The organism is Hymenobacter nivis (assembly GCF_003149515.1).
Taxonomy (GTDB): domain Bacteria; phylum Bacteroidota; class Bacteroidia; order Cytophagales; family Hymenobacteraceae; genus Hymenobacter; species Hymenobacter nivis.
This window is the reverse complement of sequence record NZ_CP029145.1, coordinates 3,468,255-3,494,221: the sequence shown is the minus strand read 5'-3', so window position 1 is coordinate 3,494,221 and position 25,967 is coordinate 3,468,255. Positions and strand designations below refer to the sequence as shown.

Genomic DNA, 25,967 nt, shown 5'->3' with positions numbered 1-25,967 from the left:
TGTTGAATACTTAATGCTCAACAATTTAACCCACAGTCATTCAACAATTTACATGAAGTACTTCAGCCGAATTACCTCTTGCTCGCTCAGGAAGCGCCACTTGCCGCGGGGCAGCTCCTTCTTGGTGAGGCCGGCGTACTGCACGCGGTCCAGGGCCACCACGTCGTAGCCCAGGTGCTCGAAAATACGGCGCACGATGCGGTTGCGCCCGATGTGGATTTCGATGCCCACGAAGTGCGGGTTGCCCGCTACCACGGCCACGTCGTCCACCTCGGCCTTGCCGTCCTCCAGCTCAATGCCTTCGCCAATCTTGCGCAGGTCGTCCTCGGTGAGCGGCGTGCTCAGCTCCACCTGGTAGATTTTCTTGTTCTTATGCGAGGGGTGCGAGAGGCGCTGGGCCACCTCGCCGTCGTTAGTGAAGAGCAGCAGGCCAGTGGTGTTGCGGTCGAGGCGGCCCACCGGGAAGATGCGCTCCTTCGAGGCGTTGGCCACTAGCTCCATCACCGTGCGGCGGCCTTCGGGGTCGTCGGTGGTGGTGAGGAAATCCTTGGGCTTGTTCAGCAGCACGTACACCGACTTCTCGCGGTTGAGATTGGTTTTGCCGTACTGCACCGTGTCGGTGGGCTGCACTTTGTAGCCCATTTCCGTCACCACTTCGCCGTTCACCCGGATTTCGCCGGAGGCAATCAGCGCGTCGGCTTCGCGGCGCGAGCAAATGCCGGCGTTGGCGATGTAGCGGTTAAGGCGCAGCTCGTCGGTACCAAAGTCCTGGTTTTCCTGGTCGCGGCGGCGCTTGTTGCCACGGTTGGGGTCGGCATCGTAGTGCTTGAGGTTTTTGTAGTCGGGGGCTTCACCGGGCCGCTCGCCAAAGCCGGGCTTGTCGGCGCGGTTGGTTTGAATGGCGGTGCCGTAGCCGGTGCCCGAGCGGCGCACGCTGCGCTCCTGGGCCTTCAGGTCCTCGCGGCGCTGCGCAAATTTGCCCAGGGCCGGGCGCTCGTCCCCGTCGGGCCGGGCACTGCCGACGCGCACCGCGTCGCGCTCGCCGCCAAAGCTCCGCTTCTCAAAGCCGCCCGGCCGCTCGCCGTTGATACGCGGGGCCCCCGGGGCCCCGTCGCGCCGGCCAAACGCGCCCGGCGTGAACTTGCGCTCGAAGCCACCTTCGCCGCCGCGCGCGCCCCCGAAACCCCGGTCGCGGCTGCCGTCACGGTCGCCGCCAACGTTGCGGTCACTGCGGTCGGGGCGGTCATTGCGTCCGCTACGGTCGTCGCCGCGCTCCTCGCGGGGCTGCGGCGGGTTGGCTTCAAACGGCCGCGCCGCCCGGATGGGCCGGTTGGGTCCCCGCTCGTCGGCCGAGCGCGGGGCGCTTTCCTCGCGGGGCGTGCTGCGGCCGAAGCCCGTGCCCGTGGTGCTGCGGCTCGCGCCTGTCTCGCCCTCGGGGGCTCCGTAGGGGTTTTCCTTTTGGAACTTCCGGTTGCGCTCGCCCGGCGTGCCGCGGGGCACGGCCGGCCGGCCTTCCTGGCGGTAGGGCTGGCCGCTCCAGTTTTCGCGGGGCTGGTAGGGCCGGGCGGGGCGCTCGTTGGCCTCGCCGCCGTTGCGGCCGAAGCCTTCGCGCGGGGGCCGCTCGGGGCTGCGCTCGGTGCGGCCGTAGCTGGTGCCGGTGCGCTGCTCCCGGCTGCTGGCGGGCCGCTCGTCGCGGCGCGCGCCGCCGGAGCTGGTGCCACCGCCCTGACCGTAAGGCCGCCGCTCTGAGTCGCCGCCAAACCGCTTGCCGCCGCCACCAAATGGGGGCCGGCCACCCGCACCGCCCGACTGCTCGCGGCCGCCGCCACCAAACGAGGGCCGGCCGCCACCCGATTGCTCGCGGCCGCCACCGCCAAATGAAGGCCGGCTGCCACCGTAACTGCTGCCGCCCGATTGTTCACGGCCGGCGCCACCGCGCTCGGCGCCACGGCTTCCACCCCCAAAGCCCCCGGGGCCCGTGTTGGGGCGTCGGTCGCCACTGGGCCGGTCGCCCGAGAAGGAGCGCCGCTCGCCGCCGGGCCGGTCGCTGGAGAAGGAGCGCCGCTCGCCGCTGGGACGGTCGCTGGAGGAAGGCCGACCGGAGCCGCTGGAACCACCGCCGCGACGGTCGTTCTTGTCTTTCGAAAAATGTTGCTTGCCCATGGGGAACAATGGCTAAGTGCCGTATCGCTACGGTACGGTTGGTAAGGGATAAATTAATTAAAAAAGCAGTCGGTACCGAATAGCCGGTGGGTCAGATGCGGGGCCCGGCCGGCCCGGCCGCTCTGATCACCGAATGTATTCAGTACCGACTGTCGAACGCGCAAAGCGCCAGGCGCGGGGACCTAGTCGCGGCGCGCCATTTTGGCTTCGATGGAGTGCTGGGTGTGGGGCACCGCGCGGAGGCGATCTTTGGGAATGAGCTTGCCCGTGCCTATGCACACGCCGTACGTACCGTTTTTGATGCGGACCTGGGCGTTTTCCAGCTGCTGGATAAACTTCATCTGGCGCGAGGCCAACTGGTTCATGCTCTCTTTTTCGGCCGTGTCGGCGCCGTCTTCCAGCACCTTGGCCGACGAGGCGGTGTTATCGGTACCCGAATCGTTGCGGCGGGTCAGGGTTTCTTTGATGAAGGAAAGCTCCCGCCGGGCGGCCACCAGTTTTTCCTGGATAATCTGGTCGAATTCGCTCAAGTCTTCCCGCGAGTAGCGGACGTTTTCGTCGGTCATGGTAAAGGAAAGGAATAATCAGAATAAGCAAGCGTACAAAACGTGGGTGGGCAAGGCAACGGCAACGGCCACTAAATAGTTTGCTGGGCCCCTTACGCTTTCCCGCCGGCTGGTTTCGTGGGCTCTGCACCCCGCCCTGCAAAGGTAATAAGCGCGTTACCGTTTCGCCTAACCTTCTCAGAAGCCCAACATTTGGATGGCGGCTACGGCGGCCTCCACGCCCTTATTGCCAAGCTTGCCACCGGCGCGGTCCTGGGCCTGCTCCAGGGTGTTGGTGGTTACGACGCCAAAAATCACCGGCTTGTTATACTTCAGCCCAACGGTGGTGAGGCCCTGGGCCACGGCGTGGCAGATGTAATCGTCGTGCTTGGTCTCGCCCTGAATCACCACGCCCAGGCAAATCACGGCGTCGATTTCTTCGTGCTGGGCCAGGAACTGGGCCCCCAGCGTCAGCTCGAAGCTGCCGGGCACGCTGTTGCGGAAGATATTTTCGGCCAGGGCTCCGTGCTTCACGAGCGTGTCGTAGGCCCCGGCGTTCAGCACGTCGGTAATTTCGCGGTTCCAATCGGCCACTACCAAGCCAAAGCGCTTGTCACTGATGTCGATAAAATTGGAAGCGTCGTAAGAACTCAGGTGTTGCAGGGAGGTGGCCATAATAGCGTTGGTTTAATTATTTATCCGTGGCAGCACGGGTTTTCAGTGCGAACAAAGCAGGGCCTGGGGGCCCCCGGTCCGCGGGGCCAGAGACAAAAAATGCGCTTCCCGGCCGGGGAAGCGCATTCGGATTGTGTTACAGGCGGCGGCTATTTCTGCAACCGGGCCTTGAACTGCCGGGCCTCGGCTACTTCCTGGGCCGCGGGGTATTCGTTGAGGATGCGGTCGTAGGCCTTGAGGGCGCCGTCGCTGTCTTTGGCTAGCTCCCGGGCCATGGCTTCCTTCATCAGATAGCCAGGCGAGAAGAATTCGTTGGCCTTGTGGTCGGCGGCTTTGGCATAGAGGTCGGCGGCTTCCTTGGGTTTGTTCAACTCCAGCTGCGCGTCGCCCATCAGGGAGTAGGCACGGCTCTGCACCAGGTAGTCGTCCGAGCTAAAGTCCTCCAGGTAATCGAGGGCATCTTTGTACTTGCCTTCCTTTAGCGAAGCCACGCCGGCGTAGAAGTTGGCCAGGTTGCCGGCCTTGGTGCTGCCGTACTCATTGGCTACGGTGGCCAGGCCGGGGGCCCGGCCGTCGCCCTTCATGGCCTTCTTCAGCGAGTCTGCCTCCCAGGCGTCCACGGCCCGGAACATGGCAGTCTGGGCTTTCTGGGTTTGCTGGCCGCGCCAGGTGTAGTAGCCAAAACCACCTACGATGGCCGCAACTACCACCGCCAGAATACCCAGCAGCAGGTTGCGGTTGTTGCGCACGAAGTCCTCCGATTCGACCAAGCGGGCGGCCAGGGCATCGGGGTCTTCGAGCAACGGGTTTTCCGTGGCGTAGTTTTCGGCCGGGGCCAGCGGGTCGGCGGGCACGGCCTGTTGCACTTGCCCCTGGCGGGCCTGCTGGCTTTTGCCAGTGAACGGAATTTTAGACATGGTATCCTGAAATGGACGAATCGGACCCTGCCAGACGAGCAGTTCCTCGGCAACGCAATTAGTCGTGGATGTAAGGGTAATCTGTTTGCACATACACGTCCTTATACAACTCGTCGGGCGTGGGGTACGGCGAAACCTCGGCAAACTCGACCGCGGCCTGCACCTCGCCCTTGATGCGCTCGTCGATGGCGTTCAAGTCGTCTTCGGTGGCCATTTGGTTTTCCAGAATAGTGTGGCGCACGGCCTCGATACTGTCGTGGGTGCGCTTCTCTTCTAGCTCTTCCTTGGTGCGGTACTTCGCCGGGTCGCTCATCGAGTGGCCCTTGTAGCGGTAGGTGCGGAACTCCAGGAACGTGGGGCCATCGCCGGCACGGGCGCGCTCGGCGGCCTGGGCCACGGCGTGGTGCACGTCTTCCACCTGCATGGCATTCACCGACTGCGACGGCATGTCGTAGCTCAGGCCCAGCTTGTACAGCTCCGTCATGTTGGACGAGCGCTGCACCGACGTGCCCATGGCGTAGCCGTTGTTTTCCACCACAAAAATGACGGGGAGCTTCCACAGCATGGCCATATTGAAGGCCTCGTGCAGGGCCCCCTGGCGCACGGCGCCATCGCCCATGTAGCAGATGCAGAGCTTGCCGGTTTTGTTATATTTCTCGGTAAAGGCAATGCCCGCAGCCATCGGAATCTGGCCGCCCACAATGCCGTGGCCACCCATGAACCCAACCTCTTTGTCGAACATGTGCATCGAGCCGCCCTTGCCCTTCGAGCAGCCAGTGGCCTTGGCGTACAGCTCGGCCATCACGGCGTTGGGCGAGGTGCCCAGGGCCAGCGGGTGGGCGTGGTCGCGGTACGCGGTGATATATTTGTCGCCCTGCTCCAACGCCGATATAGCCCCGGCTACGCACGCCTCCTGGCCGATGTAGAGGTGGCAAAAGCCTTTAATTTTTTGCTGGCCATAAAGCTGGCCGGCTTTTTCCTCAAACTTGCGCATGAGCTGCATTTGCTCGTACCAGCGCAGGTAGGTTTCCTTGGGGAAGGCAGGCGCTGCCACGGCTTGCGCCTGGGGCTCGGCTCCGCCCTCGGCGTCCACCGGTCGGTCGGGGCCTGGCCTGGCAGCATCGGGCTGCGGCGCGGTGGTTACTTGCTCGGCTTTGCCGTTGCCAGTAGGTGCACCGGGCGCATTTTTAGGGGCGTCTTTTACTTTTGTATCCACCATAGCACGTATGAGTTATTCGCGTTGGAAGGGCGAAATTACGTAAAACTGCCCGTACTACCGACAACCCGATGACCTTAGACTCGTTGCAACTGCTTTTTTTCAAGAATTACGAAGCGGCAGCGCTGCAATTCGCCCCCGGCCTCAACTGCTTTATCGGCGATAACGGCAGTGGCAAAACCAACTTGCTCGACGCCATCCACTACTTATCGCTCACTAAGAGCGCCCTAACGGCCGTGGACGCCAATAGTATTAAGCAAGGTGCTGATTTTTTTGTAGTTAAGGGTAAATTTAGTGCTGGCGAAGGCACAGATGCCGAAACCATCCAGGTAAGTTTGCGCCAAGGCCAGAAAAAGACGCTGACGCACAATAAGCAGCATTACGAGCGCATGGCCGACCACATTGGCCGCTATCCCGCCGTGCTGGTATCTCCTTATGATACCGACCTCATCCGCGAAGGCAGCGAGGAACGGCGGAAGTATTTCGACAGCTTGCTCTCGCAGTACGACCACGGGTTTCTGGACGTGCTCATGGCTTACAACGCTCTGCTGCGCCAACGCAATGCCCTGCTGAAGCAAGCCGCCGACCGCCCCGCCCACGGCTTCGACCGCGATTACCTGCTGGCGATTGATGACCAGCTGGTGCCGTTGGGTACGGGGCTCAGCCAGCAGCGGGCGGCTTTCCTGGAACGCTTCACGCCCATCTTCCAGCAGCACTACCAGCAGCTGGCCGACGGCCGGGAAGAGGTTTCGCTTACTTACAAAAGCCAATTACTGGACACCGACTTCGACCAGCTGCTGCGCCAGAATGAGCGCCGCGACTTGGTTATGCAGCGCACTACCACCGGGGCCCACCGCGACGACTTTGTTTTCCTGATGGACGGCTTGCCCGTTAAGAGCTATGCGTCGCAGGGCCAGCAGAAATCCTACGCCATTGCCCTCAAGCTGGCCCAGTTCGAAATCCTCACTTCACGACTGACTACGGCGGGCACTGGAGCGGCCAAGCCCCTGCTGCTACTCGACGACATCTTCGACCGGCTCGACGACAAGCGCATTGCGCGGCTGCTTGAGTTAGTAGCCGACGACACCTTCGGCCAGGTATTCCTCACCGATACCAACCTGGCGCGCACCGACCGGGCTTTGGCCAACGTGCGCGGAGACATCCGCCGGTTCCGCGTGCAGGGCGGCACTGCGGCGCAACTGTAGGAGCAAGCCGCTCCGCGGGCACGGAGTATCTTTGTTGCCTACCCTTGCCGCAGGGCCAGAGGAGCCGCTCGTTGTTTTTACGGGGGCCCTCACCCCTCCCGGTTCCGCTGCCCCTCCGTGAAAAAACCAGGCCCCTCCGCTTCCTCCCGCCGCAACGATGTCATCGATTTGAAGGACGGCTTAGCGGCCCTTGTGAAAGCCTACCGCTTGCAAGGCAAGCTGAACGAGGTGACCGTGGTGGCCAGTTGGGAGCGGGTGATGGGGAAGCCGGTCGCCCTTAAAACCAAGGAAGTGTACGTGCACCAAGGCAAGCTTTTCGTCCGGCTAACATCGGCCCCACTGAAGCACGAATTGATGATGGCCAAGACAAAGGTCCTTGAACTCATCAACGCCGAAGTAGGCGAAGCGGTAGTCAAGGAAGTGGTTTTCCTGTAACTCCTAACTCAATTTATTTAGATTGTTTAATGACAAAAATGTTTCACGTGGAACATTTTTGTTACCGGGGCCCGTACACTTTCAAGAGTAACTCATTGTAGGCTTCGAGCAAGGCGATGTACTTGTTTTGGAGCACCAATAACTGGCCAGAAAGGCTGTTATCAACGATTACAGGCGGCGTTACACGAGATGTAACAGGAGAACGAAGTGTAACGGTTGACTGTTGTGTTACAAAAGGCAAGGATGACTGTAGCGAAACTGTAAAGTCATTCGCAAAATCATGCCCAATCACATCACCGACTCGCTTTACGAAATTGTAGTCGATTGTATCTTCTTTAAATTTACGGTAGATCGTTGGGCGTGTAATGCCCATCTCCTCCACAATACGCGTGATGGAGATACCGCTGCTTTTGATGGCTTCTTGAAGGATTTCGCCTTGATGTGGCATCTGGGTAATGGATCAGAACGAGTAATACAAAGATGTATCAAATACAGTAACAAAACAAAACATCTAAGCAAAATGAGTGGCGTTACAACCGGACGAAAATACAAACTGTAATTTGTAACAGTACTTAATTTTGTTACACATAAATATAATGTATCATTTTTTGTAATAAACTTGTTCATTTGTAATTATTTCCCGCTATCTACCCTAAAATAGCCCGTAATCGGTTGGGGTAATCGGTAGTCAGTCCCTCAACGCCCATTGACACCACGTGGCGTATGTCCACGGGGTTGTTTACAGTCCACGGCACCAAGCCAGTGCCCGGGTACAGGCGGCGGAGCTCTGCTACAGCAATTGGGGTAACCGACTCGTAGTTGGGCCCAAAAACGTCCGGCCGAAAGCCCAACTCAGCTATGGCGTTGGGCCAGGGCTGGCCGCTTTCGCTGAGCAGGCACAGGGCCAAACCAAGGCCACGCTGGGCGCGGGCCAAGCGCAATATGCGCGGGTCGAAACACAGCAGTGTCGTGTGGGCCACTACCCCAGCGGCTACCAGTTCGGCTAATACCAAGGCTAGGAATTGCGCTGGCTCGGGGTGGTAAAGATTGTCGCCAGAAGGGGTACATTTTATCTCGACGGAATAGCGCAGACGCCTGGCTCCGGGCGGGCGCGGCAAGGCTTCGGTGGCAGCCAGCACTTCGCGCAATAGTGGTTTGGGTGCGGCTACCGGCTGCTGCTCTGGGAAGCCAGCATGGGGCAAGCTCCCACAGTCGCACTGCCGAATAGCGGCGTAAGACATGTGGTATAGGTTGTGCTGGCGCTCTTCGGCCGGAGCGATGCGAAGGCCTTCCGCATCGCGGCAAAGGTGGGTAGCCAGCCACGGATCGTGCGACACCACCACTTGCTGATCGGCCGAAATGACTACGTCCATTTCCAGCACATCCACGCCCAGCGCGGCGGCGTGCAGAAATCCGGGTAAGGTATTTTCGGGGAGTAGGCCCCGGCAACCCCGGTGGCCGTGCACTTCGGGGCGCTTGGGGGCGGTGCAGTTGGCGGTTGGCATGAATGACTACTGGCGTGCGTGCCTTTTGCTAATTGCCGCACGAAAAATTTCGTGCCGGACGTAGGTGAAGGTAATTTTGAACGCCTTCTGATCGTTTCATTGCTTACCCTGTTTCTCACCAATACCGCGCTTTTATCCGCTTACTAATGAAAAAACTGCTTCTGTTCGTCGTATTGCTGGCCCTAGCTGCCGGGGCCTATTACTACGTGAAAAGTAAAAAGGACGGCCCAACCGGGGCCCTGGTACAAGCCGCGGCAGCCGTGCAGGCGCACGACGTGGCCAGCTTCGAAAAGTTTGTGGATGTAGGCAGCGTCACCTCCCATCTGGTCGACAACGTGGCCAGCCAGGGCTCGCTGCTGACGGCCCTGGTGCCGGGCGGGGGCCTGATGATGGGCGGGGCCCTGCGCATGCTAAAACCGGCGCTGGCCAGCGCCGCCCGCAAGGAAGTGGTGCGCTACGTCGAAACCGGGTCGGTGGCGGCAGCGGCGGCAGCAGGGCCGAAGCACGGCGCGAACATATCCATCCTGGGCCTGGCGGGCAAAGTGATGGGCCCCGACAGCAAATTCAAGGGCATTAAATACGCCACTGAACAGGGTGAGCAGGCGCTGGTTGGCATTGGGTTCTCTCAGCCGCGCTACGACACCACGATGGTGGTGGAAGTGAAAATGCTGCGCCGGGGCGACCACTGGCAGATGACCGAAATCACGAACGTAGGGGAACTGCTACGCGGCGCAGCCAGCCTGGAAAAGCGGAAGATGCTGCAATAGCAGCTCCGCCGACGCGCTTTAAAAGCAAAGGGCCGGCCCGTCATCACGACGGGCCGGCCCTTTGCTTTTAAAGCGCGTCGGCGGGTTATCTGCCGCGACCCGCGAAGAGATAGTAGATAATCAGGCCGCCCAGGGGGAAGAAGAAGATGATAGCGGCCCAAAGAATTTTCTTGCCAATATCCCAGGATTGACGAAAAACGTCGAGCAGCGCCAGTACGTCGAGGGCTAATAGCACGTAGCCCCAGATGGCTAGGTTGCCATTGTTGGTGTAGCGGCTGCACGAGGTGGCCAGCAGCAGCAAGGGCAGCAGGAGCGCAGCGAGGGGTGCGCGCGAAGTGAGAGAGTTGAAGGTGCGCATTGGAGTCAAGTGAAAGGGGTGAATATGTGGCCTTCTACGCGCCTTAATAAAATTAGGTATATAAAAACCGGGTTTATTATATATAAATAATTGATAATCAGAATTTTGAATAAACGAACTGCTGAACCTGCATGAAGAATTGGGGAGCAGTAGCCGGCAGCAGCGCCACTATCAGCACGACGCCGAACAGGGCCCCGTAGAAGTGGGCGTCGTGGTTGATGTTATCGCCCCGGCGACGGCCTTGGTACCACGAGTAGAACAGGTACAGGAAGCCGAACAGGAACGGCTGGATGGGAAACGGGATGGGGAAGATGATGATGCCGCCCCCGCCCGGCGCCACCGGGAACAGCAGGATGCTGGCAAACACCACCGCCGATACGCCGCCTGAGGCCCCCAGGCTACGGTAGTTGGCATCGCGGCGGTGGCGGTAGTAGGTGGGCACGTCGGAGAGGATAATGCCACCCAGGTAGAGCAGCATGAACCAGCCCAGGCCCGGCAGCTGCCCGAAGTTGCCCGCCAGGGCCCCCAGCACCACGTTGCTGAAGGAGTAAAAGGCGAACATATTGAACAGTAAGTGGCCCCAGTCGGCGTGCAAGAAGCCGGAGGTGAGGAAGCGGTACCACTGCCCGCGCCGGGCCATGAGGGCCGGTTCGAGGATCCAGGCGTTCATGAACTCGGGCTTGGACAGGGCGTAGGCCGACACGAGGACCGTGAGGGCGATGATGACGATGATGGGGCTGAACACGGCGGGTTATTTTTCGCGCTCCATGAGCTGGAGGGCGAGGTGGTGCAGGGGTTGTTTGCGGGCCTCGGGGGCCCCCACGCGGGCCAGATGATGCAGGGCCTGCTGGAAGTAGTCGTTGATGAGGGCTTCGGTCTGAGGCCGGATATTGAGCTCGTCGTACACGGCGCGCACGGCGGCTACTTTGGCGTCGGCGTCGGCCACGGGCTGGCCGATGTGCTGGGCCAGTACGGCGCGCTGGGCGGCGCTGGCCTGGGCCTGGGCGGTGAGGAGCAGGTAGGTTTTCTTGTCCGACACGATGTCGCCGCCCACCCGCTTGCCGAACGTGGCGGCGTCGCCATACACGTCCAGCAAGTCGTCGCGCAGCTGGAAGGCCAAACCGATGTCGGTGCCGAAATGACGCAGGTGCTCGGCGTCTGCCGCTGTGGCCCCGGCGAGGCGGGCCCCCAGCTCCAGGCAGAAGCCCAGGAGCACGGCCGTTTTCAGGCGAATCATGTCCAGGTACTGCGGGATGCTGACTTGGGCTTCGGTCTCGAAGTTCATGTCCCACTGCTGGCCCTCGCATACCTCGGCGGCCGTTTGGCTGAAGCGGCGCAGCACCACCGGCAGCAGCGCCGGCGCCACGTCGAGAAACAGCCCGTAGGCCCGCACCAGCATCACGTCGCCGCTGAGGATGGCCACGTTGGGGTTCCATTTTTCGTGCACCGTGGGCTGGCCGCGGCGCAGCGGGGCCTGGTCCATCAGATCGTCGTGCAGCAGGGTGAAGTTGTGGAACACCTCCGTGGCCAGGGCGGGCTTGGTGACGGGCCCCAGGTCGTCGGTGAAGAGGTGGGCCCCCAGCAGTGTGAGCAGCGGCCGGATGCGTTTCCCACCCAGGCCCATGATGTAGCGGATGGGCTCGTAGAGCGTGTCGGGGGCCTCACCGTAGTGGAGCTGGGCGAGGGCGGCGGTGATGTGGGCGGGGAAGTCTTGCGGAGTCATGTGGGTACAAAGAACAGCTTTTGACAGTATCTCGGTTGGTAGCAGGTGTCATCCTGAACGCAGCGAAGCGGAGTGAAGGACCTTGAAAAAGCTGAACAATTAGCAGTGACTAGCTACTGCGTGTTGTTCAATTCTCGCTAGGTCCTTCACTCCGCTTCGCCGCGTTCAGGATGACAGTGCAGTGCCAATCATTGAAAACTAGCGGCGGCGGTTACCGCCCTTGGGGCCTCCTTTCGAGCCGCCCTTGTGGCCATCGCCCGAATGCTCGCGGTAGCCGCGGGGGGCGCTGCGCTGGGCCTTCCGCTCTTCGGCTTCGCGGCGCTTCACGTCGTCGGGCCGGTTGTCCACGAGGTCGAAGTCGATGGTACGGTCGAGCAGGTTAGCCGACTTCACCACCACGTCCAGCTCGTCGCCGAACTGGATGATGCGCTTGCTGCCGCGGCCCACGATGCGGTAGTTGTCTTTATCCAGCTCGAAGGTGTCGCCCGGAATGTCGCTCAGGCGTACCATGCCCTCGCACTTGTTCGATTCAATCTCGATGTACATGCCGCGCTCTGTCAGGCCCGACACCACGCCCTTGAAGACGTTGCCAATCTCGTTGGCCATGAACTCGACCTGCTTGAATTTGATGCTGGCGCGCTCGGCGTTGGCCGCCAGTTTCTCACGGGCCGACGAGTGCTTGCACTCGTCCTCCACCGGCTCTACGGGCACGTTCTTGCCGCCCAGCAGGTAGTGCTCCAACAGGCGGTGGGCCATCATGTCGGGGTAGCGACGGATAGGCGAGGTGAAGTGCGAGTAGTGCGCAAACGCCAGGCCGAAGTGGCCCAGCGGCTCGGTCGAGTAAATGGCCTTCGACATGGTGCGGATGGCCAGGCCCTGGAGCACGTTCTGCTCGGGCTTGCCCATCACTTCCTCGCTCAGGGTATTCAGCTCGGTACTCACCTTTTTGGGGTTATCAAGCTTGAGGGTATAGCCGAACTTCTGGGCAAAGAGGGCGAAGTTCTGGAGCCGCTCGGGCTCGGGGGCGTCGTGGGTGCGGTACACCATCGTGTAGCGCGGCTTGGTCTTTTTGAGGTTGAACACGAACTCGGCCACCTTGCGGTTGGCCAGCAGCATGAACTCCTCAATGAGCTTGTGCGCATCCTTTCGCTCCTTCACGTATACGCCGAGCGGCCTGCCGTCGGGAGCCAGGCGGAACTTCACCTCCTGGGTTTCGAAGCTGATGGCCCCCTGCTTGAAGCGTTGGGCGTGCAGCTTTTTGGCGATGCCGTTGAGCATATTCACCTCCTCGGCGTAGTCGCCCTCGCCGGTTTCGATGCGCTCCTGCGCATCTTCGTATGCGAAGCGGCGGTCGGAGTGAATGATGGTTTTGCCGAACCACGACTCGTACAGCTTGCCCTGCTCGTCCAACTCAAATACTGCCGAAAAGGTCAGCTTATCTTCGTTGGGCCGCAGCGAGCAGAGGCCGTTGGAGAGCCGCTCGGGCAGCATCGGAATCACACGATCCACGAGGTACACCGACGTGGCGCGGTGCTTGCCCTCGCGCTCCAGCTCGGTGTTGGGGCGCACGTAGTGGGTCACATCGGCGATGTGGACGCCGATTTCCCAGTTGCCATTTTCCAGCTTTTCAATGGACAGCGCGTCGTCGAAATCCTTGGCGTCGGCCGGGTCAATGGTGAACGTGGTGACGTTGCGGAAGTCACGGCGCAGGGCAATTTCTGACTCGGGGATGACATCGGAAATGGCTTCCGACTCTTCCTCCACTTCCGACGGAAACTCAAACGGCAAACCGAACTCGGCCATGATGGCGTTAATCTCGGCTTCATTGCCGCCGGCCTGGCCGAAGGTACGCACCACCTCGCCCACCGGCTGGCGGTGGCTGTCCTCCGGAAACTCCACGATGCGCACGAGTACCTTGTCGCCGTTGCGGGCATCGCCCAGGGCATGCGGCGGCACGAACACGTCGAAGTACATCTTGCGGTTGTCGGGCTTCACAAAGCCCAGCGTGCCCTGTACTTGCAGGCGGCCCACCACCTCGGGGCGCTGCCGCTTGAGCACTTCCACCACATCGCCCACCGGGCGGCCATCGCGCGAGCCGCGCATCCGCACCCGCACTACATCGCCCTGCAAAGCAAACTTAAGCTGATCGGTGAACACGCGGATATCGTCGCCGCCTTCCGCCTCGGGTATCACAAAGGCGAAGTTGGCCGTGGCCAAATCCACGGTGCCGATGATGGTATTCGCGTCGCGGCTGGGCCGCGAATCGTCGCCCACGTAGTCGAAGCCGGCCTCGCGGCGGCGGTGCACGATGGGGTCCTGGCCGAACTCCGCCACCGACTCGCGGCCCGACGAATGGCTGGCGGGGGCCCCGGCTTTGGCAGTTTTCTTGCCTTTAGCCGGCTGCTCCGGCGCGGGAGCGACACTGACATCGGCCAAGCGGTACTCGTCGTTCTGGAGCAACGTGATGGCCCCAAGCTGGCGCAGCTTCTTAAGGTAGCTGAATATCTCTTCGCGCTGCTGCTTGGTGGTCACGCCCAGGCGGCGCGAAAGCTGGCGGTAAGCCAGCACCTTCTCAGGGTTGTCGGTAAAAGCGCGCAACACCAACTCTTGGGTGATGGGCGCGGGGGCGGGCTGTTCGCGCTTGGCGCGGGCCGGCCGGGGGGGATTCGTTGGTTCCATTTAAAACGTAGGCCGCCAATAGGTGAATTGAGCCGAGGCGGCGGGCGGAGAAGCCGGGCGGGGCTCGGCAGTAGGTAAGTAAAACGCGGCCGTGGCCGCGAGGTTATAAGCGTAGGATTTTAGTTACTAATTAGCAGTAGTGGGCTGCTAGTTATTGGAAACTATTTGATGGTCCAAAAGAAGCCATCAGAACGTCATGCTGAGCTTGTCGAAGCATCTCTACTGCTTCTCTAAACGGCTCATACGAAGCGGTAGAGATGCTTCGACTGCGCTCAGCATGACGTTCTGCTTGTTCCTAAACAGCCTCATTCGGACGATTCCATCCGAGCAAAAACTAACAACTGACAACGAACAACCAAAAACTAATCAAGCCGCCCGCCCGGCCACCGCCAGCCGAATGTCGGCCAGGCTGTCTTTGGGAATGGCGGCCAGCAGGCCCTGGGTGTAGGCGTGCTGGGGGTGGGCGTAGATGGCAGCGGCCGGGCCGCTCTCCACAATGCGGCCCTGGTGCATGACTAGCAGCCGGTCGCTCATGAAGCGGGCCACCGACAGGTCGTGGGTAATAAATAAGTACGTGATGCCGAACTCGCGCTTGAGGTCGTTGAGCAGATTCAGCACCTGGGCCTGGACTGACACGTCGAGCGCCGACACCGACTCGTCGCACACAATCAGCTTGGGCTGCAAGGCCAGGGCCCGGGCAATACAAATGCGCTGCCGCTGCCCCCCGCTGAACTCGTGCGGGTAGCGCAAAAAATGCTCCTCGCGCAGCCCCACGATTTGCAGCAGCTCCAGCACCCGCGCCTTTTGCGCGGCCCGGGTACCGCCCACGCCGTGCACTCGCATGGGCTCCCAGATGGCCTCCCCCACCGTTAGCATCGGGTTGAGGGCCGCGTAGGGGTCCTGGAATACCAGCTGGAACTCGCGCCGACGACGGCGCAATTCCTCGGCTGGCAGCCGGGCAAGGTCGGTGCCTTCAAACAGAATGCGGCCCGCGGTAGGTTCCGTGAGGCGGAGCAGGGCCCGGCCCAGGGTGGTTTTGCCACAGCCCGACTCGCCCACGAGGCCCACCGTTTCGCCGGGGTAGAGCGTGAAGCTCACATCGTCCACGGCCCGTACTACGGCATTAGGCTGGAACCAGCCGCTGCGCACGGGGAAATGCACCTGCAAATTCTCTACCTGCAACAGCGGTCGCGTGCCCGCAAGGCTGGAGCTGGCGACCAAGGCTAGGGCCCCGCCAGGCTGAAGCGCCCGCACGGGGGCCCCAGTCGGGACAGGTTGTTCCACGCCCATCCGTAGATGTTCCACGGGGAACGTTTTGGTAGTACCGGAATTATCCCGTAACTGCTGGGCCTCGATTTCGGGCGACGAATCCGTAAGTGCCTCATCCTCCAAGGCCACCACTGGCGCCGGTTGGGCCGTGAGGAGCCCACTGGCGTCTTCAGCCATGAAATCGGCTACTACGGGAAGCCTTTTTAGGCCCACTGAGAGGCGTGGACGGCACGCCAAAAGACCTTTTGTGTACGGATGTTGCGGATTTTCGAAAATTTCCAGCACGGGGCCCTGTTCCACGACTTTCCCGCGGTACATGACCAAAATGCGGTCGGCAATTTCGGCCACCACGCCCAGGTCGTGGGTGATGAACAGCACCGCCGTGTCGTGCTGCCGCCGCAGGTCGTCGATGAGGCGCAGCATCCGGGCCTGCACCGTCACGTCGAGGGCCGTGGTGGGCTCGTCGGCGATAAGCAGCGCGGGGCGGCAGGCCATGGCCATGGCAATCATCACGCGCTGCTTCTGGCCCCCGGAAATCTCGTGCGGATAGCTGGTGAAGATGCCGGCCGGACGCGGCAGCTGCGCCTCAGTGAACAGCTCGATGGTGCGCTCCCGGGCCTCGGCTTTGCTGAGACTGGTGTGCAGCAGCAAGGCCTCGGCCACCTGGGCCCCGCAGGTGAGCACCGGATTCAGCGAGGTCATCGGCTCCTGGAAAATCATCCCAATATCATTCCCCCGTACTTTTTGCAGCTGCTTTTCGGGCAGGGCCAGCAAGTCTACTTCGCCCAGGGCCCCCGACTGGAACACGGCCGAGCCCGAGACAAGCCGGCCGGGCGGCATCGGAATCAGCCCCAGCAGCGCCAGCGACGTCACCGATTTTCCCGAGCCCGACTCCCCTACTATCGCCACCGTTTCGCCCCGGCTCAGCTCAAACGACACGCCGTCCACGGCGCGGGTGTGGCCGCGGTGGCTGAGGAAATCGAGCGTGAGGTTGGAAACGGTAAGTAGCGGTTGAGGCACGGGCGGCGAAAGCAAGGGAAAGGTGGGGTAGAAAAGCGCAGCAGGCTGCGCAGTGGCAGGCAAGAAAAATCCCCGAAGCCAAGGGGCCCCGGGGACGTGAAGTTAGTGTGCGGCCGGGGCTTCGGCCGTGCCGGACGCGGGTTGCGGGCTGGCTTCTTCCTGCTGGAAAAACCGGCTTTGGTTGAGCAGAATAAGCGCGACGCCGATGAAGATGGATGAATCGGCGATGTTGAAAATGGGCCACAGCGACACGTACTTCCCGCCCAGTAGCGGCCACGACTGCGGCAAGAAGCCTTCGTAGATATCCACGTAAATCATGTCAATCACCTGGCCGTGAAACCAGGGCGTAGGGGACCCAAACGGTGCGTTTTTGTAGAGCAAGCCGTAAAAGATGGAATCGACCAGGTTGCCCACGGCCCCGCCCAGGATGAGCGCCATGCAGGCAATGAAGCCCGCGGCGGCCCGCTCGCGGCACAGCTTCACGATGTACCAGCTCAGGCCCCCCACAGCCAGCAGGCGGAAGCTGCTGAGCAGGATTTTGCCGTACGGCGGCGGCAATTCCACGCCAAAGGCCATGCCGGGGTTAAGGGTGTAGTGCAGCTTGAGCCAGTGGCCGATGAGCGGGATTTCGCCCGGCATGCCGGGCTGCATGTAGGTATGCACGGCCCACTTCGAGAGCTGGTCGAGGCCGATGACCAACAGGGCCAGCAGGAAGAATTTGAGCGCCGTTTGGGGGCGGGTGGTGCGGGTTGGTTGCATGGCAGCGTGCCGGGGAGTTGCCGAAGCAACGGGGAGCCGGCTTATCGACTTTTTATACCTTTTATAACTGATTTACTGGACTTTTGAGCCAATAAAGACGAGCTTATGAAGCCCTTGTGCGGCGTTGGACTCGCCGGGGTTTTGGGGCCCCGGCGAGCCGTTCATTCTCAGCTAGTTGCCACTTCTAGGCGCACGGGCACTGCAAAGTCATCAAATTCCAGCACCGAGCCGCCCGTCACTTCCGGCGCGAAATCGAGCGCCAGGGCCTGGGTTTCGGTGCGGATGTAGTCGCCGAACGCGGCCACGGCAGCCGTTAGGGCGGGCTCCTGGTCGGCGAGCGTCACGCGGATGCGGTCCTGCACTTCCAGGCCCGAGTCTTTGCGCAGGTTTTGGAGGCGGTTCACCAGCTCGCGGGCGAGGCCTTCCTGGCGCAGCTCGTCGGTCAGGGTCACGTCGAGGGCCACGGTCAGGGGCCCATCGGTGGCCACGAGCCAGCCGGGCAAATCGTCGGTGCGGATTTCCACGTCGTCGGGCGCCAGGGTGATGGACTCGCCGTTGACTTCCACGGCGAGGCTTCTCTCCTTCTCCAATTGCGAGATTTCCGCCGCCGTCATGGCCTGAATCCGGGCCCCCACAGCCTTCAGCCGGGGCCCGTACTGCTGGCCCAGACGCTTGAAGTTGGGCTTCACCGACTTCACCAACACGCCGCTCTCGTCGTCCAGAAATTCGATATGCTTCACATTAATTTCAGCGCAAATCAGGTCCTCCACGAGGCCAACTTGCTCCTTGGTGGTGTCGTTCAGTACCGGCACCAGGATACGCTGCAAGGGCTGGCGCACCTTCAGCACCGACTTTTTGCGCAGCGAGTGGGCCAGCGAGCTGATGCGCTGGGCCAGCTCCATGCGCTCCTCAAGGGCCCGGTCGACGCGGGTGGCATCGGCCTCAGCCAGCAGCGTGAGGTGCACCGATTCGGGAGAGTTATGATTTGTGATTTGTGATTTGTGATTTGAGAAATCAGCCCCGGTTGACTCGTCACTTTTAACTTTTAACTCCCCGAAGGTCAGGTTCTGGTACAGCCACTCGGCGAAAAACGGCGCGATGGGCGCCATGAGCTGCGCCACGGTGGTCAGGCACTCGTGCAGGGTTTCGTAGGCCCCGCGTTTGTCGGTGGTCAGCTCGCCCTTCCAAAAGCGGCGGCGCGAGAGGCGCACGTACCAGTTGGAGAGGTGGTCAGTCACGAAATCCTGGATGGCGCGGGCGGCCTTCGTGGGGTCGTAAGTATCTAGCTGGCTGCGCACTTCGCCCACCAGCGACTGCAACTTGCTCAGCACCCAGCGGTCCAGCTCGCTCAATTCGACCAGGGGCACGCGGCCGGTAGCGGCGGGCTGGAAGCCGTCGAGGTTAGCATACAGGGCGTAGAACGAGTACGTGTTGAAGAGCGTGCCGAAGAAGCGCCGCTGCACCTCCACGATGCCGGCGGGGTCGAACTTGAGGTTGTCCCACGGCGGCGCGTTGGCGATGAGGTACCAGCGGGTGGCGTCGGGGCCGTACTGCTTGATGGTGGCAAACGGGTCCACGGCGTTGCCGAGGCGCTTGCTCATCTTGTTGCCGTTCTTATCCAGCACCAAGCCGTTGGCAATCACGTTTTTGAAGGCCACCGAGTCTTCCAGCATCACGGCCAGCGCGTGCAGCGTGAAGAACCAGCCGCGGGTCTGGTCCACGCCCTCGGCAATGAAATCGGCGGGGAAATTCTTGTGGAAAACGTCGGCGTTTTCAATCGGGTAGTGCCACTGGGCGTAGGGCACGGCACCCGAATCGAACCAGACGTCAATCAAATCGGCCTCGCGGTACATGGCTTGGCCGGTGGGCGAAACGAGGAAAATATCGTCGACGTAAGGCCGGTGCAGGTCGATTTTCTCCCCGTTGGCGTAGGGGTTGTGGGTCATGACTTCGGCCGCCACGGCCTTATCAATCTCCGCCTTCAGCTCGGCGATGCTGCCGATGCAGATTTCCTCGGTGCGGTCCTGGGTGCGCCAGATGGGCAGCGGCGTGCCCCAGTAGCGCGAGCGGCTCAGGTTCCAGTCCACCAGGTTTTCGAGCCAGTTGCCGAAGCGGCCGGTGCCAGTGCTTTCGGGCTTCCAGTTGATGGTTTTGTTGAGCTCGATGAGCCGGTCTTTCACCGCCGTGGTTTTGATGAACCACGAATCGAGCGGGTAGTACAGCACCGGCTTGTCGGTGCGCCAGCAGTGCGGGTAGGTGTGCTCGTACTTCTCCACTTTGAAAGCCGTACCGTCGCCCTTCATCTTGATGGCGATGCTCTCGTCCAGCGTCTTGTAGTCGGCCCCGCTCTGGTCGTGGCCGTCGTAGTTCTTCACCCAGCGGCCGCCAAACTCGCCCATCTGCGCCACATAGCGCCCCGTGCGGTCCACGATGGGTCCCAGCTTGCCCTCGGCATCGGGCACCATCAGCGCCGGGATGCCATTTTGCTGCGCTACCCGGAAGTCATCCGCGCCAAACGTGGGCGAGATATGCACGATACCAGTGCCGTCCTCCGTCGTCACAAAGTCGCCGGGGATAACGCGGAAAGCATTTTCCTCGCCCTCAAAGTGCGGAAAACCGGCTTCGGTGTCGAATAGGCGCTCGTAGTGGATGCCTACTAAGTCGGCTCCGGTAAATTTTCCTGCAACAAACCATTTAGTGATACGGCCTTTTTTGTCAAAATAAGGCATTTCACCTTTTTGCTCTCCAGCATCCGTAACATAATCTCCTTCAGGTAATACTAAACTGTGAACGAAGTATTTATCGAATAAATCCTCCGCTAGAATTACCGAAATCTCCTCTTTTGTGTAAGGGTTGATTGTATCAACTAAATAGTAAGTGATTTTATTTCCAACTGCCAAAGCTGTATTGGCTGGAAGCGTCCAAGGAGTGGTTGTCCAAGCCAAAAAGAAAACATTACCATCACTTGGTCTTGAGGTGACACTTTCAGCAGCCTCAAACAGTTTCTCCGATTTCTCGTCCCGCACCACCTTGAACTGCGCTACCACCGTCGTGTCCTTCACGTCCTTGTAGGTGCCGGGCTGGTTCAGCTCGTGCGAGCTGAGGCCGGTGCCGGCGGCGGGCGAGTAGGGCTGGATGGTGTAGCCCTTGTAGAGCAAACCTTTGTCGTAGAGCTTCTTGAGCAGGGCCCAGCAGCTCTCGATGTACTCGGGCTCGAAGGTCACGTAGGGGTCGTCGAGGTCCACCCAGTAGCCCATTTTCTGGGTCAGGTCGTCCCACTGGGCCTTGAAGCGCATCACGGTTTCCTTGCAGCGCTGGTTGTATTCCGCGATGCTAATTTTCTTGCCGATATCCTCCTTCGTGATGCCCAGCTCCTTCTCCACCTGCAGCTCGATAGGCAGGCCGTGGGTGTCCCAGCCGCCCTTGCGGGGCACCTGCTTGCCGAGCATGGTTTGGTAGCGGCAGAAGATGTCCTTCACCGCCCGCGCCATCACGTGGTGGATGCCGGGGGCCCCATTGGCCGACGGGGGCCCCTCGTAAAACACGAACGTGGGCTGGCCTTCGCGGCTGCTCACGCTCTTCTCAAAAATGTGGTTCTGCTGCCACCACGCCAGCACGTCCTCCCCTACTTTGGCGTAGTCGAGCGGCTGTTTGTATTCGGGGTATTTCATGTTTTGAGCTGTTAGCGGTCAGCGGGGGCCTTTAATCGGCCCGTAGCTGTTAGCTTTTTGATTATTATTAGAAGTCATATCCGGGGTGAAGGCCGTCATGCTGAGCGCAGTCGAAGCATCTCTACCGCAGCAGTAATTATTGATTAGCAAGCGGTAGAGATGCTTCGACTGCGCTCAGCATGACGGCCTTTTAGCGCAACCATCGCGCAACGGCCTTTTGGCACAACGTTTTCTATAATTATTCTATTCAAACCGTCTTCACCGGCTTGACCCGCTCCACGCTCAGGCGTTGCAGGTTTTGGTCCATGTCGTCGTCTTCCTCGTGGTAGCTGTCGTCGTAGTGGCGGATGGGTGCGCTGCCCGAAATCTGCTCGTTTTTGCCGTGCTCGAAGGTGACGAGCAACGCCGGCAGCAGCACCAGGTTCGAAAAGTTGGTAATCAGCAGCGAGGCCCCCATGAGCACACCCAGGGCTTTGGTGCCCCCAAACTCGCTGAAGGCGAAGATACTAAATCCAATAAAGAGCACGATGCTGGTGTAAATCATGCTCGTGCCGGCCTCGCTCAGCGTGTTCGTGATGGCCTCGCGCACGGTGCGGCCCCCGATGGCCATTTCCTGCCGGAACTTGGCCAGCAGGTGGATGGAGTTATCGCCATCAATGCCCAGCGCAATCACGTAAATCAGGGCCGTGCTGGGCTTGAGCGCGATGCCGATGTAGCCCATGATACCGGCCGTGAGCGAGAGCGTGACCAGGTTGGGCGTGAGGGCGTAGAAGATGGTGCGGAACGAGCGGAACAGCAGCAGCACCACCAGCGCCACCAGCGCGAAGGCCCACAACAGGCTCTCTTGCAGCGTACCAATCACGTACTCGTTGCCCTTGGTGAAAATCACCGTCGTGCCCGTGCGCGTCACCTTCATGCCCGTGCCCTTGAAAATGCGGTCGATGGCGGGCTGGATGCGGCGGTTCACCAGCGTATCGAGCTTGTGCGAACCGATGTCGGCAATTTTCAGGCTGACGCGGGCGCTCTCCGATTTGCTGTCGATGAACGAGCGGACGAGCTTGCTGTCGGTGCCCGCGCCGGTGCCCTTCGAGTTGGCCAGGTAGCTCAGGATAAAATTCTTATCTGAGTTGTCGGGCAAGTGGTAGAACTGTGGCTGGCCGTTATAGAACGCCTGGGTAGCGGCCTTCACGAAGGTGACGATGCTGATGGGCGGCGACAGCTCGGGCTGAGCCCTTAAAAACCGCTCGAACTGGTCGATTTTTTGCAGGTTGGGCAGCTTGAGCAGGCCGTTGGGCTTACCCGTATCCACCACAAACTCCAGGGGCATTACCCCACTGAAGTGGGCCTCGAAAAAGCTCAGGTCGGAGTTTACCGAGCTGTTCTTAGGCAAGTCGTCCACCATAAACGACACGGCCTCAATCTTGCGAATACCCAGGCCGGCGATGACCAGCAGTCCCAGCGCCGCCAGGTACACGGTGCCGCGGCGGTTGAGCACGATGTAATCGAGGAAGTTGATGATGCCCATCAGTGGCTTCGAATCGAGGTGTTCGAGCTGCTTTTCGGTAGGCGGCGGCAGGTAGGTGAACACCGCCGGAATCATGATGAAGCTGATAATAAAAGCCACGAAAATGTTGATCGTGGCCACCATGCCAAACTGGTAGAGAATGGCGATGTCGGTGAAGGTAAATACCACGAAGCCGATGGCCGTGGTGGTATTGTTCATGAGGGTGATGAGGCCGATTTTGCGGATTACCCGCGTCATGGCCAGAATCTGGTTGCCCGATTTGCGATAGTCGTAGTGATAGCGCGAGAGTAGGTACGTACAGTTGGGCACCCCAATCACCACCAGAATACTCGGAATCAGCCCCGTGAGCAGGTTAATTTTGTAGCCCAGCAGCACGATGCTGGCAATGCACCAGACCATGACGATGGCCACCACCAGCAGCGGAAACACCACCGCCGACCACGTGCGAAAGAACAAGTACAGCGTGATACCCATCACCACCAGCACCAGCAGGGCGAAGAACTTCATCTCGCCGGCCACCTTCGTGGTCATCGTTGAGCGCACGTAGGGCAGGCCCGCGTAGTGCAGCTTGATGCCGGTGGACTTCTCAAACCGCCCGGCGTGGCCCAGGATGCTGTTCATCACCGCCTGGCGGCGGTTGGAGTTCAGGTAAGCCGGGTCGAGCGTCACGGCCAGCAGCGTGGCCCCGGTGCGGGGCGCGATGATCTGGCCTTTGTAGAACTCGATGTTGTTCACCACCCGCATCAGCGAGTCCAGCTCGTGCTGCGTGCGGGGCGGGCCCCTAAAAACGGGGGCCGTCACGAACCGCCCATGGGCCGTGTCCTTCTCAATCTGAATCAGGCGCGTGATGCCCAGCACGCCCGACACGCCCTGCACTTTGGCCAGCGTATCGGTGAGGCTCTGGAGCTGGGTGAAGTTTTTGAGCTGGTACACCGAGCTGTCCTGCATCCCCAGCACGAGAATGTTGCCGTCCTCGCCAAAGGTTTTTTTAAACTGCTGGAAGTACACCATGTCCGGGTCCTTCGGGCTCACCACCTGGGCAAAGTCGTAGGTCATCTCCACATCCTTAGCCACCCAGGCCATGTACACGGTCGAAACACCAATCAGGCTCAGCAGCCAAACGCGGTACTTAATGATGAAGAGGGCAATGTGTCCCCACATAAGCTTTTAGAGGTTAGCGAATAAGTAAAGGTAGGGGCCCCAGGCATGCGACTTGGCTAGGTGGTTTCAAGCCGGTCGGCATATACACGTACCAACCGCACCCCCGGTTGGTCAAGCACCGCCAAAATGCACGGCCAAGCCTCGCTCAGAAACGCGCGAAACACCTGCCGCCGCATGTTGCCCGTGCAAAACCGTACTACTTGCGGGGGAGCGTAGCGCAAGGCCCGCTCCTCAAAATCTGCGTCTTTGGTTACGATAATCAGGTTGTGCTCGGCGGCGTATTGCCAAACGGTGTGGTCGTCACAATGGTCGGGAGCCGATTCGAATGCGGGCTGCTGCCAGTGCTGCGAACGTGACGAAAGGTTTGCGTCAAGTAGAAAGCGGGGTGTCGTCATACCACAAAAGTGGCGGTGTGCAGCAGGAGCATCCTAGAAACTGCCCCACAATTGGGGCGCTGGGCCGTTGCAAACATCAAAGAGCCACTAATGCAATACTTCTTGCGGCTCATATTTCTCGCGCACGGTAGCCAGCGCAAACTGAATGCAGGCCAGTACATCCTCCCGCTCCAATTGCGGATACTCATCGAGCATGTCCTCTACCGAATCGCCCGCGCCCAGAAAATCCAGGATATTGGTCACCGTGAGCCGGGTTCCCCGAATGGTGGGACGGCCACTGCAACGGGCCGGATTAACGGTGATGCGGTCGAAAATATAGGTGTCGGCGGTATCCATAACCTTCAGGAATTTAGCAAGGATTGGTAACGAATATACCTCTCAGAAGGTGCAGCTTACAACTTCTCGAAGATGCGGCGGAAACTTACGGCTTCCGCGATGTAAGCCCGCAACGCGCTGATGGGCATGCGGGTTTGGGCGCGGGTGTCGCGGTCGCGCACGGTCACGGTGTCGTCTTCCAGGGTCTGGCCGTCCACCACAATGCAGAAAGGCGTACCGATGAGGTCCTGGCGGGTGTAGCGCTTGCCGATGGCGTCCTTTTCCTCCACGGTCACGCGGAAGTCAAAGCGCAGGTCGTCAAATATTTGCTGGGCCTTTTCGGGCATACCATCTTTACGCACCAGCGGGAAAATGGCGGCCTTGATGGGGGCCAGTGCCGGGTGCAGCTTCAGGAAAGTGCGGGTTTTGGTTTGCTGGGCCTCCCCTTCGCCTTCGGTAATGGTTTCCTCGGCGAAGGCCTCGCAGAGGGTGGCCAGGAACAGGCGGTCGGCGCCCACGGAGGTTTCCACCACGAACGGGATGTAGTTGCCATAGGCCTTGCCGGTGCCGGGGTCAATATCGGCGTCGAAATACTGCTGCTTCTTGCGGCTCAGGGTTTGGTGCTGGGTCAGGTCGAAGTCGCCCCGCGAGTGGATACCTTCAATTTCCTTAAAGCCGAACGGAAACTCGTACTCGATGTCCACGGCGGCCTTGGCGTAGTGGGCCAGCTTATCGTGGTCGTGGAAGCGCAACTTGGCGGGGCTCAGGCCCACGGCCTCGTGGAAGCGGCGGCGGGCGGCCTTCCAGGTGTCGTACCACGCGCCTTCGGTGCCGGGGCGCACGAAGAATTGCATCTCCATCTGCTCAAACTCGCGCATCCGGAAAATGAACTGCCGGGCCACAATCTCATTCCGAAATGCCTTGCCAATCTGCGCAATACCAAACGGGATTTTTTGGCGGGCCGACTTCTGCACGTTCAAAAAGTTCACGAAGATGCCCTGGGCCGTTTCGGGCCGCAGGTACACGGGCGGCGCGTCCGAATCGACGGCCGAGCCCTGGGTGGAGAACATCAGGTTGAACTGGCGCACCTCCGTCCACTTGCCAGTGCCCGACACGGGGCACAGAATGTCTTCGTTAATGATGAGCTGGCGCACGCCAGCTAAGTCATTGGCTGTCAGCAAGCGGCCCATCTCGGCGGTGAGGGCGGCCCCGCGGGCCGGGTCGCCGGCCTTCTCGTATTCGGCGGCTTTTTCCTCCAGCAGCACGTCGGCGCGGTAGCGCTTTTTGCTGTCGAGGTTGTCGATGAGCGGGTCGTTGAAGCCCGCCACGTGGCCGCTGGCCTCCCAGGTGCGGGGGTCCATGAAAATGGCGGCGTCGAGGCCCACCACGTTGTCGTGCAGCTGCGTCATGGCCTCCCACCACAGGCGCTTGAGGTTGTTTTTCAGCTCCACGCCGTTGGGGCCGTAGTCGTACACGGCGGCCAAGCCATCATAAATCTCGGAGGATTGGAACACGAAGCCGTATTCCTTGGCGTGGGCCACGATGTCTTTCAGCTGGGCCGCGTCGGCGGGGGCAGTAGGATTGCTCATAGGCTACAAAGGTAGATATTACCGCCCGGGCCCCGGCGCGCTGAAACCAGGCGCCCGGCCAGGGCGTCGAATATT

General features: G+C 60.7%; 21 protein-coding genes. 3 read left to right on the top strand and 18 right to left on the bottom strand.

Annotation, left to right across the window (positions count from 1 at the left end):
* Positions 1 to 48: 48 nt before the first annotated feature.
* The 5 genes from DDQ68_RS24300 to pdhA form a co-directional block, all read right to left on the bottom strand.
* Positions 49 to 2,163 (bottom strand): pseudouridine synthase, encoded by a 2,115-nt coding sequence (locus DDQ68_RS24300; protein WP_281271041.1) that lies wholly within the window; start codon positions 2,161 to 2,163, stop codon positions 49 to 51.
* A 182-nt stretch (positions 2,164 to 2,345) separates the two neighbouring features.
* Positions 2,346 to 2,729 carry a TraR/DksA family transcriptional regulator gene (locus DDQ68_RS15460; RefSeq protein WP_109657110.1) on the bottom strand — a complete coding sequence of 128 codons (384 nt, stop codon included), beginning with the start codon at positions 2,727 to 2,729 and terminating at the stop codon, positions 2,346 to 2,348.
* 177 nt (positions 2,730 to 2,906) lie between these two features.
* On the bottom strand, positions 2,907 to 3,383 hold the full coding sequence (gene ribH, locus DDQ68_RS15455; protein WP_109657109.1) for a 6,7-dimethyl-8-ribityllumazine synthase: 477 nt from the start codon (positions 3,381 to 3,383) through the stop codon (positions 2,907 to 2,909).
* A 149-nt stretch (positions 3,384 to 3,532) separates the two neighbouring features.
* A complete protein-coding gene (locus DDQ68_RS15450; RefSeq protein ID WP_245897066.1) occupies positions 3,533 to 4,300 on the bottom strand; it encodes a tetratricopeptide repeat protein in 768 nt (255 codons plus the stop codon).
* 58 nt (positions 4,301 to 4,358) lie between these two features.
* The gene (pdhA, locus tag DDQ68_RS15445) at positions 4,359 to 5,519 is read right to left on the bottom strand and encodes a pyruvate dehydrogenase (acetyl-transferring) E1 component subunit alpha (protein WP_109657108.1); all 1,161 of its coding nucleotides are present in this window, start codon (positions 5,517 to 5,519) and stop codon (positions 4,359 to 4,361) included.
* A gap of 68 nt (positions 5,520 to 5,587) precedes the next feature.
* Between pdhA and recF the strand changes: the two genes are divergently transcribed.
* Both recF and DDQ68_RS15435 read left to right on the top strand, forming a co-directional pair.
* The gene (gene recF, locus DDQ68_RS15440; protein WP_109657107.1) at positions 5,588 to 6,721 is read left to right on the top strand and encodes a DNA replication/repair protein RecF; all 1,134 of its coding nucleotides are present in this window, start codon (positions 5,588 to 5,590) and stop codon (positions 6,719 to 6,721) included.
* A gap of 117 nt (positions 6,722 to 6,838) precedes the next feature.
* Positions 6,839 to 7,156, top strand: coding sequence for a DciA family protein (locus tag DDQ68_RS15435; protein WP_109657106.1), 318 nt, complete (start codon positions 6,839 to 6,841; stop codon positions 7,154 to 7,156).
* A 61-nt stretch (positions 7,157 to 7,217) separates the two neighbouring features.
* Here the strand turns inward: DDQ68_RS15435 and DDQ68_RS15430 are convergent, their stop codons facing one another.
* Both DDQ68_RS15430 and DDQ68_RS15425 read right to left on the bottom strand, forming a co-directional pair.
* Positions 7,218 to 7,604, bottom strand: coding sequence for a helix-turn-helix domain-containing protein (locus tag DDQ68_RS15430; protein WP_109657105.1), 387 nt, complete (start codon positions 7,602 to 7,604; stop codon positions 7,218 to 7,220).
* A gap of 199 nt (positions 7,605 to 7,803) precedes the next feature.
* Positions 7,804 to 8,661 carry a glycerophosphodiester phosphodiesterase family protein gene (locus DDQ68_RS15425; RefSeq protein ID WP_109657104.1) on the bottom strand — a complete coding sequence of 286 codons (858 nt, stop codon included), beginning with the start codon at positions 8,659 to 8,661 and terminating at the stop codon, positions 7,804 to 7,806.
* A gap of 146 nt (positions 8,662 to 8,807) precedes the next feature.
* Between DDQ68_RS15425 and DDQ68_RS15420 the strand changes: the two genes are divergently transcribed.
* On the top strand, positions 8,808 to 9,428 hold the full coding sequence (locus tag DDQ68_RS15420) for a hypothetical protein (RefSeq protein ID WP_109657103.1): 621 nt from the start codon (positions 8,808 to 8,810) through the stop codon (positions 9,426 to 9,428).
* Between the two features lie 85 nt (positions 9,429 to 9,513).
* On the opposite strand, the gene DDQ68_RS15415 is transcribed toward DDQ68_RS15420, so the two are convergent.
* From DDQ68_RS15415 to DDQ68_RS15365, 11 genes are all read right to left on the bottom strand, one after another.
* A complete protein-coding gene (locus DDQ68_RS15415; RefSeq protein ID WP_109657102.1) occupies positions 9,514 to 9,786 on the bottom strand; it encodes a PLD nuclease N-terminal domain-containing protein in 273 nt (90 codons plus the stop codon).
* 97 nt (positions 9,787 to 9,883) lie between these two features.
* Positions 9,884 to 10,531 (bottom strand): rhomboid family intramembrane serine protease, encoded by a 648-nt coding sequence (locus tag DDQ68_RS15410; protein WP_245897065.1) that lies wholly within the window; start codon positions 10,529 to 10,531, stop codon positions 9,884 to 9,886.
* Positions 10,532 to 10,537: 6 nt separating this feature from the next.
* Positions 10,538 to 11,509 (bottom strand): polyprenyl synthetase family protein, encoded by a 972-nt coding sequence (locus DDQ68_RS15405; RefSeq protein ID WP_109657101.1) that lies wholly within the window; start codon positions 11,507 to 11,509, stop codon positions 10,538 to 10,540.
* A gap of 198 nt (positions 11,510 to 11,707) precedes the next feature.
* Complete coding sequence (rnr, locus tag DDQ68_RS15400) at positions 11,708 to 14,188, bottom strand: ribonuclease R (protein ID WP_109657100.1); 2,481 nt, start codon at positions 14,186 to 14,188, stop codon at positions 11,708 to 11,710.
* A 366-nt stretch (positions 14,189 to 14,554) separates the two neighbouring features.
* Positions 14,555 to 16,477 (bottom strand): ABC transporter ATP-binding protein, encoded by a 1,923-nt coding sequence (locus DDQ68_RS23525; protein WP_211320158.1) that lies wholly within the window; start codon positions 16,475 to 16,477, stop codon positions 14,555 to 14,557.
* Between the two features lie 102 nt (positions 16,478 to 16,579).
* Entirely contained in the window at positions 16,580 to 17,236 is a 657-nt protein-coding gene (locus DDQ68_RS15390; protein ID WP_109657098.1) for a lipoprotein signal peptidase, read from the bottom strand.
* A 167-nt stretch (positions 17,237 to 17,403) separates the two neighbouring features.
* On the bottom strand, positions 17,404 to 20,907 hold the full coding sequence (ileS, locus tag DDQ68_RS15385; RefSeq protein ID WP_109657097.1) for an isoleucine--tRNA ligase: 3,504 nt from the start codon (positions 20,905 to 20,907) through the stop codon (positions 17,404 to 17,406).
* A gap of 247 nt (positions 20,908 to 21,154) precedes the next feature.
* A complete protein-coding gene (locus DDQ68_RS15380; protein ID WP_109657096.1) occupies positions 21,155 to 23,593 on the bottom strand; it encodes an efflux RND transporter permease subunit in 2,439 nt (812 codons plus the stop codon).
* A gap of 56 nt (positions 23,594 to 23,649) precedes the next feature.
* A complete protein-coding gene (locus tag DDQ68_RS15375) occupies positions 23,650 to 23,988 on the bottom strand; it encodes a DUF5615 family PIN-like protein (RefSeq protein ID WP_109657095.1) in 339 nt (112 codons plus the stop codon).
* Positions 23,989 to 24,075: 87 nt separating this feature from the next.
* On the bottom strand, positions 24,076 to 24,324 hold the full coding sequence (locus DDQ68_RS15370) for a DUF433 domain-containing protein (RefSeq protein ID WP_109657094.1): 249 nt from the start codon (positions 24,322 to 24,324) through the stop codon (positions 24,076 to 24,078).
* Positions 24,325 to 24,380: 56 nt separating this feature from the next.
* Positions 24,381 to 25,892: a glycine--tRNA ligase gene (locus tag DDQ68_RS15365; protein WP_109657093.1), complete on the bottom strand. Its 1,512-nt coding sequence runs from the start codon at positions 25,890 to 25,892 to the stop codon at positions 24,381 to 24,383.
* Positions 25,893 to 25,967 lie beyond the last annotated feature (75 nt).

What these genes read in the sequence shown, in the direction of transcription:
- DDQ68_RS15380 (WP_109657096.1), bottom strand. Translation starts at nt 23,593, where the DNA reads ATGTGGGGACACATTGCCCTCTTCATCATTAAGTACCGCGTTTGGCTG.
- DDQ68_RS24300 (WP_281271041.1), bottom strand. Translation starts at nt 2,163, where the DNA reads ATGGGCAAGCAACATTTTTCGAAAGACAAGAACGACCGTCGCGGCGGT.
- DDQ68_RS15370 (WP_109657094.1), bottom strand. Translation starts at nt 24,324, where the DNA reads ATGGATACCGCCGACACCTATATTTTCGACCGCATCACCGTTAATCCG.
- DDQ68_RS15430 (WP_109657105.1), bottom strand. Translation starts at nt 7,604, where the DNA reads ATGCCACATCAAGGCGAAATCCTTCAAGAAGCCATCAAAAGCAGCGGT.
- pdhA (WP_109657108.1), bottom strand. Translation starts at nt 5,519, where the DNA reads ATGGTGGATACAAAAGTAAAAGACGCCCCTAAAAATGCGCCCGGTGCA.
- DDQ68_RS15460 (WP_109657110.1), bottom strand. Translation starts at nt 2,729, where the DNA reads ATGACCGACGAAAACGTCCGCTACTCGCGGGAAGACTTGAGCGAATTC.
- ileS (WP_109657097.1), bottom strand. Translation starts at nt 20,907, where the DNA reads ATGAAATACCCCGAATACAAACAGCCGCTCGACTACGCCAAAGTAGGG.
- ribH (WP_109657109.1), bottom strand. Translation starts at nt 3,383, where the DNA reads ATGGCCACCTCCCTGCAACACCTGAGTTCTTACGACGCTTCCAATTTT.
- DDQ68_RS15425 (WP_109657104.1), bottom strand. Translation starts at nt 8,661, where the DNA reads ATGCCAACCGCCAACTGCACCGCCCCCAAGCGCCCCGAAGTGCACGGC.
- rnr (WP_109657100.1), bottom strand. Translation starts at nt 14,188, where the DNA reads ATGGAACCAACGAATCCCCCCCGGCCGGCCCGCGCCAAGCGCGAACAG.
- DDQ68_RS15420 (WP_109657103.1), top strand. Translation starts at nt 8,808, where the DNA reads ATGAAAAAACTGCTTCTGTTCGTCGTATTGCTGGCCCTAGCTGCCGGG.
- DDQ68_RS15415 (WP_109657102.1), bottom strand. Translation starts at nt 9,786, where the DNA reads ATGCGCACCTTCAACTCTCTCACTTCGCGCGCACCCCTCGCTGCGCTC.
- DDQ68_RS15375 (WP_109657095.1), bottom strand. Translation starts at nt 23,988, where the DNA reads ATGACGACACCCCGCTTTCTACTTGACGCAAACCTTTCGTCACGTTCG.
- DDQ68_RS15450 (WP_245897066.1), bottom strand. Translation starts at nt 4,300, where the DNA reads ATGTCTAAAATTCCGTTCACTGGCAAAAGCCAGCAGGCCCGCCAGGGG.
- DDQ68_RS15405 (WP_109657101.1), bottom strand. Translation starts at nt 11,509, where the DNA reads ATGACTCCGCAAGACTTCCCCGCCCACATCACCGCCGCCCTCGCCCAG.
- DDQ68_RS15390 (WP_109657098.1), bottom strand. Translation starts at nt 17,236, where the DNA reads ATGCAACCAACCCGCACCACCCGCCCCCAAACGGCGCTCAAATTCTTC.
- recF (WP_109657107.1), top strand. Translation starts at nt 5,588, where the DNA reads ATGACCTTAGACTCGTTGCAACTGCTTTTTTTCAAGAATTACGAAGCG.
- DDQ68_RS15365 (WP_109657093.1), bottom strand. Translation starts at nt 25,892, where the DNA reads ATGAGCAATCCTACTGCCCCCGCCGACGCGGCCCAGCTGAAAGACATC.